This window comes from Bradyrhizobium sp. AZCC 2262 (genome assembly GCF_036924535.1).
In the GTDB taxonomy this organism is placed as follows: Bacteria; Pseudomonadota; Alphaproteobacteria; order Rhizobiales; family Xanthobacteraceae; genus Bradyrhizobium.
Window position 1 is genome coordinate 771,267 of record NZ_JAZHRT010000001.1, and the last position, 15,631, is coordinate 786,897.

Annotated in this window: 4 protein-coding genes and 1 pseudogene; all 5 read left to right on the top strand. The window is 57.1% G+C overall.

Features of this window, described 5'->3' with window-relative positions:
* Window positions 1-244: 244 nt before the first annotated feature.
* Window positions 245-889: a phosphopantetheine-binding protein gene (locus tag V1283_RS03565; protein WP_334385062.1), complete on the top strand. Its 645-nt coding sequence runs from the start codon at window positions 245-247 to the stop codon at window positions 887-889.
* Window positions 886-9,018: a non-ribosomal peptide synthetase/type I polyketide synthase gene (locus V1283_RS03570; protein ID WP_334385063.1), complete on the top strand. Its 8,133-nt coding sequence runs from the start codon at window positions 886-888 to the stop codon at window positions 9,016-9,018. The genes V1283_RS03565 and V1283_RS03570 overlap by 4 nt, the downstream gene beginning before the upstream one ends.
* Complete coding sequence (locus tag V1283_RS03575) at window positions 8,990-12,958, top strand: alpha/beta fold hydrolase (protein WP_334385064.1); 3,969 nt, start codon at window positions 8,990-8,992, stop codon at window positions 12,956-12,958. Before V1283_RS03570 ends, V1283_RS03575 begins: the two co-directional genes overlap by 29 nt.
* A gap of 98 nt (window positions 12,959-13,056) precedes the next feature.
* Window positions 13,057-14,484 carry an alpha/beta hydrolase family protein gene (locus tag V1283_RS03580; RefSeq protein ID WP_334385065.1) on the top strand — a complete coding sequence of 476 codons (1,428 nt, stop codon included), beginning with the start codon at window positions 13,057-13,059 and terminating at the stop codon, window positions 14,482-14,484.
* Between the two features lie 863 nt (window positions 14,485-15,347).
* Window positions 15,348-15,566 (top strand): annotated as a pseudogene (locus tag V1283_RS44560) (hypothetical protein); the annotation flags it as partial.
* Window positions 15,567-15,631 lie beyond the last annotated feature (65 nt).

The window sequence follows — 15,631 nt, forward strand, 5'->3', positions numbered from 1 at the left end:
GCTTTGAATTAACCATTCGTCCTTCGGATGAGCGCCATCTTTAGAAGCTGACAATGAACAATTCTTTGATCTAAACTTAATGGCAGGTCTGCGCCGAATAAGAATTAACCCATTGAGAAAGAGTCGATTGCAATTTTGAACGGCGCGACGTGAGATCGAGTCATTTCAACGAGTTCACGTTATTGAAGCTGGATCCTGTACAGCCCTCAAGCGGACGACGTCGCCCACAAGGAGACCGATTAAAATGAAAATCCTGGGGCACCGCATAGAAGCTGGGGAAGTTGAATCTGCGTTGCGCGTACATGAAAGCATTCAGCAGACCTGCGTGGTGTTGGAGACCACTGAAGATGGGTCGACGCGTTTGGTCGCATACTACGTTTCTTGCGATTCTGGGCCAACGGCAGTGGAGCTGCAAAAGTTTTTAGCGGAACGGTTGCCTCAACACTCGATCCCCGAGCTGTTCATTCGAGCTAATTCGTTTCCACTGACGCTTGACGGACAAATCGACCGGACGGCATTGCCCGCGCCGAGCATCGCTGCGCGAAACGATCGGACGGTGGGAACAACGACGGCCCAATTGGAACAGGTCGTCATAGCTGTCTGGCGCAGGTTCCTCGGCACTGATCGGATTGGGCTTGCCGACAATTTTTTTGATCTCGGCGGGGACTCGCTCTTGCTTGGCCGAGTCCAGATGAGCCTGCAAAAGGAGTTGCAGATCAAACTCCCGATTACGGCATTGTTCGAGTTCACCACCGTGCGATCACTGGTTCATTATCTTGATGGTCAGATATCGCCCAAGCCATTCATTTCCGATTCGCAACAGCGCGCACAGAGGCAACGTGCGGCCTTTGCGCGCCAGCGTGAGCGCAGACTGGACGGTGGGTCATGAGCGATCAGGAGCATCCCGCTGCGGCCGTTGAAGGTGTCGCCATCATCGGTATGGCCGGACGTTTTCCGGGTGCGCGGAGCGTTGCCGAATTCTGGCGCAATCAGCTCGAAGGCATCGAATCGATTTCTCATTTTCGCGTCGAGGATCTGGAGGTCTTGAACCGGGCGCGCGTCGCCGGCGACCCTCGTTATGTCAAGGCGCGATCAGTCCTCGACGATGTCGACCTCTTCGATGCCGAGTTTTTCGGCATCTATCCTCGCGAAGCCGAATTGATGGACCCGCAGCAGCGGCTGTTTCTCGAGTGCTGCTGGCAGGCAATCGAAGACGCCGGCTACGTTCCGGATACCTATCCCGGGCAGATCGGCATCTACGCGGGTTCCAGTCTGTCGTCGTATTTTCTGACCCGTCTCTGCGCCGCACCCGGCTTCATCGAAAAGTTCACATCGGGCTACCAGGTAGCGAACTACTTCGAGATGATGGGAAACAGCCTCGATTTCCTGTCGACGCGCGTCTCCTACAAGCTGAATTTGCGCGGGCCCAGTTTCACCATGCTGTCGGCTTGCTCGACTTCGCTGCTCGCTGTCACCCAGGCGTGTCAATCGCTGTTGACCTACCAGAGCGACATGGCTCTGGCTGGTGGTGTTTCGATTACGTTTCCGCAAAAGCGCGGGTCTTATTACCAGGATGGCGGCATGGTGTCGCCGGATGGCCACGTGCGGGCGTTCGATACCGACGCCCAAGGCACCGTTTTCGGCGGCGGACTCGGCGTGGTGCTGCTGAAGCGCCTGGACGAAGCGGTTCGTGACGGCGATCAGATCTATGCAGTCATTCGTGGGTTTGCCGTCAATAATGATGGTGCCGCGAAGGTCGGCTACACCGCACCGAGCGTGGAAGGGCAGGCCAGCGTCATTGCGATGGCTCACGAGGCCGCGGGTATCGAGCCCGAATCCATCGGCTACATCGAGGCGCATGGCACCGGGACGCCGCTGGGAGATCCAATCGAACTCGCAGGCGCGACCCAAGCTTTTCGGGCGCGCACAAACCGAAAGCAATTTTGCAGGATCGGTACGGCTAAAACCAACGTCGGACATCTGGACATCGCCGCCGGCGTGACCGGTTTGATCAATGCCACCCACATTGTGCGGCATGGCGTGTTCCCGCCTACGCTTCACTTCAATCAGCCGAATCCAAATTTCGATTTAAAGAACAGCCCGTTCCTGGTCGAGGGCAAGCGGACTGAATGGAGGTCAGACGGGCCGCGTCGCGCCGGCGTCAGCGCTTTCGGCGTCGGTGGAACCAACGCGCACGTCGTGCTCGAGCAGGCTCCCGAGCGGCGGACGTTGCCGTCGAGTCGGTCCGAGCATCTTCTCGTTCTGTCTGCCCGTTCGCCGGCGGCGCTCGATCAGGCAACGGACAATCTGGCCGAACATCTGAAATCCCACCCGGATTTGGATCTGGCGGACGTCGCCTGGACTCTGCAAGTCGGGCGGCGGCCGTTCGGTTGTCGCCGTGCAGTCGTGGCCGCCAATGCGACGGAAGCTGTCGGTTTGCTTTCGAAGCGCGACCGCGCGCACGTGCAGACGCGGCTGAAGCCGAACGACGCCCCCGAGGTCTATTTTCTGTTTCCCGGGCAGGGCTCGCAGCATCCGAACATGGCGCGCGAGATTTATGACGCAGAGCCGGTATTTCGCAAAGCAGTCGACCGCTGCGCAGAAATCCTGCGTCCCCATCTCGATACGGATCTCCGCACGCTGCTCTACCCGCCGGCCGGTATTAGCGACGAGGTGAAACGAAGCGTTACGGAAACAGTTATCGCGCAGCCGGCGATCTTCACGATTGAATATGCCTTGGCGCAGCTTTGGATGAGTTGGGGTATCCGGCCCAAGGCCATGGCCGGTCACAGCATTGGAGAATTCGTAGCGGCTTGCCTGGCGGGCGTAATCTCGCTCGAAGATGCCCTTACGCTGGTTGCTCTGCGCGGCCGGATGATGCAGGGGCTTCCGGCGGGCGGGATGCTCTCGGTGCGCCTCTCGGAGGCTGAGGTCCGCAAACGGCTGCGCGAACCGCTGTCGTTGGCGGCCGTCAACTCGCCGTCATTGTGCGTGGTTGCTGGGTCGCTCGAGCCGCTTGCACAATTCGAGCGGGAACTGAGCGACGCCGGCGTCGTCTGCCGTCGCTTGGTGACCTCGCACGCCTTCCATTCCGCCATGATGGATCCGCTGATCGATCCCCTAGCCGATGCCTTCTCAAAGGTCCACCTTGGTCCGCCGCAGATTCCCTACGTGTCCGGCGTCACCGGTACCTGGGTGACCGCGGATGAGGCTACCGACCCGAGGTACTGGGCACGGCACGCCCGCGAAGCGGTTCAATTCTCTGCGGCGATCAAGGAATTGCGAAAGAGCCCGGAAGCCGTCTTGCTCGAGGTCGGCCCAGGCAATGTGCTGGCGACGCTTGCGCGCCAGCATACTGGTTTTCCAGCCAACCAGGTCATCGTATCTTCGCTATCCGATGGATTTAGCGGTGAGGGCGATCTCAAGGCGCTTTTGGCCGCTCTGGGAGCGCTGTGGCTAGCCGGCGAAGAGCCCGATTGGTCCGCGCTCCAGCAAGGCGAGGCCCGCCAGCGCGTCTCTCTGCCGACCTACCCGTTCGAACGCAAGCGCCATTGGTTGGAAAGTATTGTCGACTCGTTGGAGGCGTCCGTCGCAATCCCGCCCTCGGGCGCGGCGATTCCGAAGGTCGTCGAAACCGTGCCCCAAATTAATCAGGGAACAGAAACAGTGAATATCGTGTCGAATATTCAGTCTACTCCGGGGCCGAGGACTTCGGCTGCGAGCCGCACAACGAAAATCCAGGCAGCACTGGTCGAAATGTTCGGAGAGCTGTCCGGCATCGATCTCTCCACGATGGACAGCGCAACGACGTTCTTGGAATTGGGTTTCGATTCCTTGTTCCTGACGCAGGCGACCCAGGCCTTGCAGGAAAAATTCCGGGTCAAGATCACCTTCAGACAACTCCTCAATGACGTTGCGAGCCTCGATGCACTGACCGAATTTGTCGAGAAGAGCCTTCCTCCTGACGCGTTTGCCGAACCTGCTGCGGCCGAGGTGGATCCCGCGCCGGCGCGGCCCGCTGCCTTGGCCGTGGCTCCAACAGCCGTGACTCCAACATATGTCGCTGCCGAGACAGGAGGGGCAGGACCTGAATCCTCGATTGAAAGGCTGATGCGCGAGCAACTTCAGGCGATGAATCAGCTTTTCGCCAAACAACTCGAGACGATCCACGGCGCCGCAGCGTCCAGACCTGCTGCGTCCGCTCCATCGGGTGCCGTCGTTGCTGCGCCGGCCCCGCTTGTGTCTACCAGGCAGGCATCTGTCGAGGCGGGGGCCGGATTACCCGCCGCCGGGCTCATGCCGGTCGGCGACGAGGCCAAGCCGTTCGGGCCTTACAAGCCGCCGCAAACAGCCGTCGCAAAGGAGTTGACGGCACAGCAGGAGAAACACCTCAACGTCTTGATTGATCGCGTGTCACGGCGCACGGCCAAGTCGAAGAGCATGACCCAAGAGTACCGCAAGGTATTGGCCGACCCACGCGTCGTATCGGGTTTTCGGCCGCAGTGGAAGGAGATGGTCTACTCGATCGTCACGGACCGTTCGAAGGGGTCGCGCATTTGGGATGTCGACGGCAACGAGTACATTGATCTCGTCAATGGTTTCGGACCGATCATGCTGGGTCATCGGCCGGACTTTGTCGAGAAAGCGATCGAGACTCAACTTCACCAGGGATTTGAGACCGGCCCGCAGACGCCACTTGCCGGTGAAGTTGCAAAAACGTTCTGCGAAATGACCGGCAACGAACGCATGGCGTTCTGCAATACGGGCTCGGAAGCCGTGCTTGCGGCAATGCGCGTGTCGCGAACCGTTACCGGCCGAAACAAGGTCGTCACGTTCACCGGCGACTATCACGGAATGTTCGACGAAGTTCTGGTCAAGGGCTTCAAGAACAAGGCCGGCGAGCTTCAGTCCGCCCCGATCGCACCGGGCATTCCGCGGCAGAACGTCTCCAACATGATCGTGCTCGACTACGGCACGGAAGAATCTCTCGAATGGATAAGGAAGAACGCGGGCGATCTGGCCGCGGTCCTGGTCGAGCCGGTGCAAAGTCGCCATCCCGGCCTGCGCCCGGTCGAATTCCTGAAGGAGATTCGCACGATCACCGAGCAAGCTGGAACGGTGCTTATCTTCGACGAAGTCGTCACCGGTTTGCGCGTACACCCGGGCGGGTGCCAGGCGTTGTTTGGAATTCGCGCCGATCTTGCCACCTACGGAAAGGTCGTCGCCGGCGGGCTGCCGATCGGCGTCCTTGCCGGCAAGGCCCGCTTCATGGATGCACTCGACGGCGGAATGTGGCAGTTCGGGGATGACTCCTATCCTGAAGTTGGCGTGACCTTCTTCGCCGGCACGTTCGTCCGCCATCCGCTCGCGGTGGCGGCGATGAAAGCCGTGTTGGAGCATTTCAAGCAGCAGGGCCCTGCGTTGCAGGAGCGCCTGAACGAGCGGACCGCCAAGCTGGTCCGATCACTCAGCGAAATAGTCGAGCAGCATTCCATTCCAACCCGTATCGAAGGCTTTGGAAGCTTCTTCTATTTCAGCTTCCCTGCCGAGGAGCGATATGCCAGCCTGTTGTATTTTTATTTGCGCGATAAGGGCATCCACATTCGCGAAGGCTTTCCGTGCTTCCTGACAACGTCGCACAGCGATGCCGACATCGAGGCCATCATTCGGGCGTTCGAGGAAAGCGCGATCGAGATGCGGCAGGGCGGCTTCTTCGAGCAGGCCACCGTCCAGCAAGCCATTGCAGCCGGTAGAGCGGTGGACGGACCGTCAGCGAAAGCGGTCGAAAAAATCGAGCTCACCGAATCGCAGCGCGAGATATTTCTGGCTGCCATGTTGAGTGAAGAGGCTTCTAGCGCGTACAACGAGTCCTGCAGCATTCGTCTGCGCGGGAACCTGCAAACAGGGTTATTGCGAGAGGCCGTGAACGAGCTTGTGGCGCGCCATGAGGCTCTCCGGGCGAGCATCGATGCCGATGGTGGCATGATGCATTTCAAGCCCACGATACATTTGGAAATCCCGCTTCGCGATCTAACGAAACTTGAGCCTGACGCGCGCGATCTGGAATTCAGTCGCATCCTCGCTGCGGATGCGCGAACGGCATTTGATCTGACGAAGGGGCCGCTTATTCGCGCAGAGCTGGTGTGGCTTGATGATGAATACCATGTATTGATGGTCACATCGCATCATCTCGTTTGTGATGGCTGGTCGATCAACATTATCGTTGACGAGCTGGCCAAGCTCTACTCGGCAAAGGTCGGAGGCGTTTCTCCGCGATTGTCTCCCGCAGTTCGTTTCAGCGAGTATGCGCGCGCGCAATCCGTGGTCCGCGAATCCGGAGAGAACGCCGAAGTTGAAGCGTATTGGCTTGATCGATTCAAGAATCTGCCCATTCCACTTGAACTCCCGACAGACCGGCCGCGGGCTTCGGTGAAGACTCATGCCGGCGCAACGCTTCGATATCATATCGATGCAGAAGCCTATCGAAAGATAAAGCAGCTCGGCGCAAAGAGCGGCTGTACGCTGTTTGCCACGCTGCTCGCCGGGTATTACACGCTGCTTCGCCGCCTGAGCCATCAGAACGACATCGTCGTTGGTGTTCCAGTTGCAGGCCAGAGCTTTCTGAAGGAAAGCGATCTCGTTGGACACTGCGTAAATTTTCTCCCGCTGCGAGCAAGTGTTGATGAAGACGCCTCCTTCGCTGCGTTACTGAAACAGGTCAAGGGTACATTGCTCGATGCGTACGACCACCAATCATACACTTATGGAACTTTGGTGCGAAAACTTGGCGTCGCCCGCGATCCTGCCCGGATGCCGCTCCTGGAGGTTCAGTTCAATCTTGAGCGCTTAGCTGCGGATGTGGATTTTGGCGGGCTGAAGTCGGACGTCGATCCGAATCCGAAGGCCGCGGTCATTCTGGATCTTTTCTTCAATGTGATGGAGTCTGACCAGGGACTGGCAATCGATTGTGATTACAATAGCGATTTGTTTGATGGAGAGACTATCTCGCTCTGGCTTCGACGGTACGAAACCTTGTTGCTTGACGCTGCGTTGAACCAGGAAAAATCAATCGACGAACTGGCGCTGATGACGCCTGAGGAAATCTCTTCCCTGATTTCCGATTTGGGCCCTGTCGCGACGGAGCGTGTCGCGCTGCGTTCGATCGTTGATGTGTTTGAGGACCAGGCGGCCCGAACACCGGACGGGATTGCGGTCCAGATGGGTGGAGACCGACTGACTTATCGGGAGCTGAACGAACGCGCGAATCAGTTGGCGCGGATGTTGGGACGACGGGGTGTGAAGCCCGCGTCGCTGGTGGCGACGAGCTTTGAACGATCACTTGAGATGGTCGTAGCCATGCTGGCGGTGTTGAAGGCTGGTGCTGCCTACGTGCCGCTCGACTCGTCCTATCCGTTAGAACGGTTGACGATGCTGATTGAGGACGCCAAACCCAGCGTCATTCTTACGCAGGAAAAGCTGGCCGGCGGCTTGCCTGATTGCGCAGCCCCCACGATTTGCGTCGATATGGAGCGGTCCGCGATCGACCGCGAGGAGCGGGGCAATCTGCCCGCCTTGGCACAACCCGACAGCCTTGCTTACGTGATCTACACATCGGGCTCCACGGGCAAGCCGAAGGGCGTGCTTGTAACCCACCGCAATGTGGTGAGATTGCTCAGTTCTACCGATCCGTGGTTCAGCTTTGGCGAGTCCGATGTGTGGACCTTATTTCACTCCTCCTCATTCGATTTTTCGGTGTGGGAGATCTGGGGGTGTCTGCTCACGGGCGGACGGCTGGTCGTCGTGCCGTATTTAGTGACGCGCTCGCCGCAGGATTTTTACGATCTTTTGGCGCACGAGCGGGTTACAGTTCTAAATCAGACGCCGGCAGCTTTTTATCAGCTGATTCATGTCGAAGAGGATGGCATCGCGCGGCCTTTGCAGCTGCGATATGTGATCTTTGGAGGTGAGGCGTTGAACTTTGCGAAATTGCGACCCTGGTTGAAGCGCCATGGCGACCGCGCGCCGCAACTAGTGAACATGTATGGCATCACCGAAACCACAGTACACGTGACATATCGGCCGTTGACTATCGCGGATGTGCAGAATGAAACGCGCAGTTTGATAGGTGTTCCGATTCCGGACCTGAAAGTCTATGTGCTCGATGCCAAGCAACGGCTCGTACCACCAGGGGTGGTCGGGGAAATCTATGTTGGCGGCGCGGGCGTCGCGAAGGGTTATCTGAACCGACCGGAATTGACTGCTGAACGCTTCGTCAACGATCCGTTTTCGAGTGCTCCCGGTGCCCGAATGTACAAATCGGGTGACCTCGGGCGCGTGCTTCGGACGGGCGACATCGAGTATTTCGGGCGCGCCGACACACAAGTTAAGATCCGCGGCTTCCGGATCGAACTTGGCGAGATCGAGGCGGCATTGGTTGATCACCCTGCGGTGCAGCATGCGGCGGCGACGGTGCGCAAAGATGGCGGAGGGGATCCTCGGCTCGTTGCCTATATCGTCGTTAAACCCGGCCGTGCCGCTACCTCCGCTGAAATCCGGGAGTACCTTCAAACGAAGCTCCCCGCCCACATGATCCCCCATGCCTGTGTCTCCATCGACGCCATACCGCTGACCGTCAACGGAAAGGTGGATCAGAAAAGTTTGCCCGCGCCGGACACAGCTTCGGCCGCACAAACGCGCGAATATGTTGAACCGAAAACATCGCAAGAGCAGACTCTTTCGCAAATCGTTTCGGAAGTGTTGCGGGTCGAACGCGTGGGTATGACCGACAATCTTTTTGAACTCGGCGCCGATTCACTTCATGTTTTTCAGATTACTTCGCGCGCAGCAAAAGCAGGACTGCAGGTTACGCCAAAGTTGATTCTACAGCAGCGTACGATCGCTGGAATAATGAGCGAGATGGCGGTGACCCAGGCTCCCGCGAATGCACAGGTCATCATCCCAGTCCAACGACAAGCCTATCGCGTGACACGTGAAGCTTCCCGAGGAACAAAAACATAAGACTAAGCTGGTTGCTAGAATGGTCATGTTGAATCCGATTAGAGGGGGGGCAGATGTTCCCGGCGCACCGACGCCGCCGGAGCAGGAGCTTCTTGCATTTCCGCTGTCTCCAGCACAGCATCGGATGTGGCTGGCCAACCAGGATTGGCCGGGAAATCCTGCCTACAATGCCTCGTTCCGCTGGAGCCTCCAGGGCGCCCTTAATCCGTCAATCGTGCAACAATCGTTCAATGAAATTGTGGCGCGCCACGAAATCCTCCGGACCACCTTTGGACGTTTGGACGGCGTTGTATCTCAGCTGATCGTTCCGTCGCTGAAGTTGCTAATCCCGGTTACGGATCTGCGCACTTTGCCCGCGCCAGATCGGGACGTCGAAGTCGAGCGACTTTGTGCGGCCGAAGCAACGCGCGCCTTCAGTCTGGAAAAAGGGCCCTTGATCCGAGTAGGATTGCTCCGCGTCGAGGATGATCGCTACATCCTGCTGCTTACTCTCCACCATATCATCTGCGATGGGTGGTCCATCGGCGTGATCATGCGTGAGCTTCAGCAACTGTATGCTGCCATTGATCAGGGGGAGAGGGCACAGCTGCCTTCGCTTGCGATTCAGTTCCCTGACTACGTGATTTGGAAAACTAATCAGTCCGAGCAGAAATTTGACGAGGCGGTTGCCTATTGGAGGAATAGGCTTCGAGGATATCGAGGATTCAGGGTTGCGCCGGATCTTCCAAATGGTCATGACCGCGCCGTGAATAGCCTGATTATTTCCAGGCTGTTGCCGCGAAATATCACCGACGCCTTAAAGACCTTCAGCAACCAGCAATCCGGCTCGATGTTCAGTACGACGTTGGCCGCCTGCGTTGCGATGCTTCATCGCTATACCGGCAGAACTGACATCGCGGTCGGTTCGCCGCTCGCCAACCGAGATCGTTCCGAGATCGAGAATTTAATCGGACTGTTTGTGAACCATGTCCTGTTCCGGATTGACGCCTCGGGTGACCCGGCTTTCGCAGACCTGGCGGGTAATGTTCGAGATGCGACCTGGGAGGTTTTGGCCAATCAAGAGACGCCGTTCGAGAATGTCATGGAGGCGCTTTCGCTCGGCGAAACGGCCGGAGATGAACCGCTTTGTTCAGTCAATTTTGTTTGTCAGCGGGCTTTTGGCGGAGCGGTAAGTTCCGAATTCGACTTTTCGGGAATTCAGGTCTCGCCGATTCCATCGACGTCGCCAGGCGCTCTCTATGATCTGAATTTCTTTCTGGTAGAACGCGACACTGGTTGGAGAGTGTCGCTTGAATACAAGACCGAGATGTATAGTTCCGCGACGGGCGATCAGCTTCTGGACAATTTCTGTCGGCTTTTGGAGGAAATTGCATCAAACCCCAACCGGAAACTTTCGGAGTTTTTCTTGCCGTCTGCGACATCCGGTGGGCCTCAAAGCGACCCTTCGATAACTTCCACGCCGATTACTCTTGTAGATGAGGTCGTGGACCCGAAGCGCGATCCAGATGCAATTGAAGTATTTCAATTGCCGGCGAGCGTCGGTCAGTCGCGATTTTGGGATCTCACGAAGATAAGGCCGGACAGCCCCGCCTTCAACATGCCGGCGACGGTTCGCATATCGGGACCATTGGCGGTCGATCTCCTCGAACGGAGCATGCAGACAGTCGTCGACCGTCATGAAATTCTCCGAACGACCTTCAAGGAATTCGATGGGGAGTTGAACCAGGTAGTTTCCAGTCGGGCCAAGTTTGCGTTGCAAGTTTCTGACCTTGAGAGCGGCGCGCCGGCTGGGACGAACGGTGATCTCAGCAGGGCGCTTCGCGATGAGGCGCATGAATTATTCAATCTTGAACTTGGTCCCCTTCTGAGAGCTCATTTGTTCCACCTCGGGCCGGACGATCACGTTCTGATCGTCACATTGCATCACATTATCTCTGATGGTTGGTCACAGAACATTCTGCAGCGCGAACTGTGGACAGCTTATGAGTCGCTTTCGAAAGGGAAGCAGCCCGACCTTTTGCCATTGCCTATCCAGTATCCCGATTTTGCCGTCTGGCAAAATGAATGGCTGACTACCGATGAAGCATCTCGGCAACTCGGTTACTGGATGAAGTCGCTCGCAGGCCCGCTGCCGGTTCTCGATTTCCCGACCGATCACGTACCCGGCCAGCGGCCAAGCGTTCGTGGCACTGTTGAGACGATGCAGCTTCCGGAAGATTTGATCGGGCGACTCAAGAAGTTGAGTCAATCTGAGCATGTCACAATGTACATGCTGACGCTGGCGACCTTTGCCGTATTGCTGGAGCGATATACGGCTCAGCACGATCTGACGATTGGGTCACCAACGGCCAATCGAAATTCGCAGACCGAGCCGCTGATTGGCCCCTTCTCTGGACCGATTGCGCTTCGCTTAAGCTTGGCTGGAGAGCCGACCTTCCGGGACGTTCTCAAGCACGTCAGCCAGGTGACAATGGACGCTCTTGATCACGCGAGCTTCCCGTTCGAGAAGCTCATGGCGCAACTCAAAATGCGCGCCGTCAACGGCAGAAATCCCCTCTTCCAATTTTACTTTTTGTATCAAACAGCGTTCCTGCAATCCCGTGAGACAACTGGCCTCGTGATCGCGCCGATGCCGGCGATCAGTGTAGGAAATCCTTTTGAGATTCAGCTGGCAATTATTGAACGCAATGACGGAGTCCGGGCAAATATTGAGTATGATCGGGGTTTGTTCGAACCCACGTCGGTCCGGGATATTCTGGCTTATTATCGCTCTCTGCTGGAAGAGATTGTAGCCAACCCCGACCTTCGCATTGGCGATCTCAAACCACCAGGTGCTGCGGGACGTCACCGGTCAGCCGTGCGGGAAGTCGAGGTATCGAGGGAGTTCGTCGCTCCGCGAAACCCGACAGAGACTAGATTGGCCTCAATTTGGGAAAGTTTGTTCGAGTTACCTCGCGTCAGCATCCATGACGATTTTTTCGATCTTGGAGGACATTCGCTGTTGGCCGCGAGGCTGATTTCCATGATCGAAAAGGAGTTTGGAGTTAAGCTGGATCTTTCAAATCTGTTGGTGTCTCGTACTATCGAACAGATTGGCCGAATGGTTGTCGGTTCTAACGAGGACCTTCGTTCCTCACTCATTCCCCTTCGGGTTTCGGGCTCGAAGGCGCCGTTATTTTGCGTCCATGGTGGCGGTGGCCACGTGCTGGGATATCAGGATTTGGCCCGGGCATTGCCGGATGACCAACCGGTATACGGATTGTCCGCGCCCGAACTCGACGGCGCTCAAAGATCAATGACGGTGGCGGAACTTGCCAGCCACTACAACAGCGAGATACGCCGCGTCCAGGCGCAAGGACCATATCGACTCTGCGGGTATTCATTCGGTGGGTATGTGGCACTCGAAATGGCGGCGCAACTCGTGAGTGAGGGGGAAGAAGTCCCTATTCTTGTCCTGCTCGATACAGCAAACTCCGGATATTATCGAGATCTTCCGACCGCGGATTGGGTTCGGTTCTGGGCTACGCGAGTCGTTGACCGCACCCAACGATATTATCGCCGCCTGGCAGACCGCAGGGTCGATGTTGCAATTTCCAGCGCGTTCTTTTTCGTCCGGAAGAATGTGCATTTGAAGCTGTGGACAATCGTTCAGCGAATATTTCGAATCGCAAATCGTCCAATGCCCAGGCAAATGCGCGATAACTTGACGATGTTTAGAGCATTGGCACAATCGTACAATCCAAGGCCCGTTCAGGCACAGATTATTCTCTTTAGAGTTGAAGGACGCGACCCGGAGTACAGCTACAACAAGTCGCTGGGGTGGGAGTTGATCGCCTCGAAGGGCGTCACAGTACACTATGTCCCCGGCGACCACCTGTCTTTCATGCGTCAACCTCATGTGCGCGAGGTGGCGGAACAGCTGAAGGAATATCTGGTGTGACGATCGCCGTTTTGCGTCTGGTTCGTGCGCGAAGCAGGCACAAGGGCTCGGAATGATAGGTAGCCGTAAGGTACTTGGTGACGACCCGGGGTGGGCGTATGCGTATTTTGGAGCTTTCAATCGTCGCCGCGCTGCTCGGCTACATTGTCAATCTTCTTTCTCCGTATCGCGGTGAATACCTCTGGTTCGGCTTCGTTCCTTTGCTTTGTTTGCTGGCGGTTGCGCTTCATCTGGTAGTGGAGGGTTATCGCTGGCAGATGCTGCCGATATATTCGGTACTCTGCGCCTGCTTGTTGTACGAAACAGTGCCGAGCTTGATAACGGACGTTCAGGCTCAATACTTTGCCGGGCTCGTCGCGCTGTGTTGCCTTGGCGCCGGGATCGTTCTGAGCACCGCCTTCCCGGTTTTCCAATTGCCTCCGCCAACCGGACCGCACGCGGTAGGAACTCAGATTCGTCACCTCGTAGACGACAAGAGACGGTATTCGGCCGATCCGAACAGCCCGCGAGAACTGATGGTTCAGATCTGGTATCCCGCGGCAGCGTCGGCGCGCGGCAGAGTGGCTCCCTATCGCGAGAGCGTAACCACGACTCTTCAGGATGCGCGCTTCTCATTGGTGAAAACACATTCGATTATTGACGCGCCACTCGCAGGTTTCCAGACGCGGTATCCTCTTCTGCTGTACGCGCCTTCCTGGAACGGCATGCGGACTGAAAACACATTGCTGGCAGAAGAATTCGCGAGCCATGGTTACATCGTGGCTGCGATTGACCATCCCTACAGTTCGCTCGCAACTGCATTCCCCGATGGCCGCGTCGTCAGAACGAAACTTCTGGACGAGGATTTCTATTCATCTGAGACTACATTCAGCGGATTTCTGAAGACCGCTGAGATGCAAATAAGAATCAGGACCGATGATGTGAGATTGGTGCTGGATACGTTTGAGGACTTCGAAAGGGCAGATCCCGAAGGTCTTCTTACACACCACCTTGATCTCGATCACACCGGAATTTTCGGTTTCTCGCTCGGCGGCGGTGTCGCCGCGCAAGCGTCCTGGCTCGATCGACGGTTGAAAGCCTGCGTCAACATGGATGGATTGATGGCTGGTGAATCTCTGGAGCGGGGCACGATCGCGCCGCTGTTCTTCATGAGCGAGGCAGCTCCCCCTTCGCCGAGCAGTATTCCGGATGCCAACCCCTCAACACGCCGGGAATTGGTGCTGGATTGGGAGCAGTTCGTCCAAATGAGAAAATTGTTCACCACATATGGCGGCTATTGGCTGACGATCCCTACGGCAAAGCATTTTAACTTTTCGGACTATGCATTTTCGTCTCCGCTACGGATCTTCAATCTTTCAGGGCCGATCGTTCCGGCCAACGCTGCGCGAAGTATCAGTCGATACGCGCTTGCGTTCTTCGATCAACATCTTAAACGCATTGATCAGTCACTACTTACCGAGAAGTCCCATGCTCCGGATCTCGGGTTCGAACGATCGACCGGCCTCACACCCTCGCCGATCCGTTAGGCCGCACCAATAGGCCGTCCGGTCATTCAGTAAGGCGCACGCACGATTCAAGTCGCTCTGGCGGACAGCGACAGATCTTATTGTTCTGATACAAGAGTATCGTCGAGGGCGCCGCCTCGAACCTCACTCCACCTCATCGAATCGTCACGAAACGTCGGCGCCGCAACTGGCGCGGCGCGAAGCAAGCAACGCCACTTTCATGCGGCGCAGTATCGCGCTCGGATAAATCGGGGGCTTGTCGCGTCCCTTCAATCCGCGGGGCCGCAGTTGCGTGAGGACGCTTGTTGTTCACCGTCTCGCGCGCAGACCTTGGTGTAGAGGGTATTGCAGCAGGAATGGGGCGCGGCTGCCCATCGGCGCTTTCATCGAGCTTTGTCTTCGACTTTAACCCGTAGATTACGATGATTGTACCCGCGCTATGCGACTGCGACCGAGAGGCCAATCGAAGGTACTCGGAGCCGGACGATCGACACTTGGTCACTACGTCGGCAAAAATCAGCGCCACATTTTCAACAATCCAACTCAATACAGCGATTCCTTGCGTTAACCATATTTGCATTCGGTGGCGTTCTGGTACCGGCACTTGGCAGCGCCCGGGCGCGGGGGCCGAAAGTGCGCTACGGGACCGACGGGTCGCACTTGGGGAAACACTTAGACAAATCAAGGCGCAGAGTGAGAACCGCTGCGCGCCAGTTCGGTCCGTGCGCCGCTCGGGCGAAACGCTCCGGTCGATCGGCTAATCCGCTAAAACTATATTCTCTTGAACGACAAATTCTTCATGCGTGTGCCGTTACCCTGGGAACCAGCCTGGGCTCGGATATCTCCAGTATCCGTACTTTTACGGTCCATGAAGGAATTTTTTGATGGTTGCGCCGACCCCGCCCGTCATTTTGACGGCCTCACCGGAAGTAATCCCGCTCGATCGTGATAGCTCGACAAGCTATTCCGATACGCTTGCGTTGGTCGGCACCGCGATCCCCAACAGCACAATTACTGTCTTTGACGGCGCGACCCAGTTGGGGACAGTAACAACGAACAGCAGCGGCGTCTGGACGTATATCGCGTCAGAGCTGGCAAATGGTGCCCACAGCTTTACTGCGACAGCGACGGTCTCCGGATCGACCAGTGCTGCGTCCGCCGCTTTCGT

Bases quoted from the DNA above. Each gene is read 5' to 3' on its own strand.
- V1283_RS03565 (WP_334385062.1), top strand. From the start codon at position 245: ATGAAAATCCTGGGGCACCGCATAGAAGCTGGGGAAGTTGAATCTGCG.
- V1283_RS03570 (WP_334385063.1), top strand. From the start codon at position 886: ATGAGCGATCAGGAGCATCCCGCTGCGGCCGTTGAAGGTGTCGCCATC.
- V1283_RS03580 (WP_334385065.1), top strand. From the start codon at position 13,057: ATGCGTATTTTGGAGCTTTCAATCGTCGCCGCGCTGCTCGGCTACATT.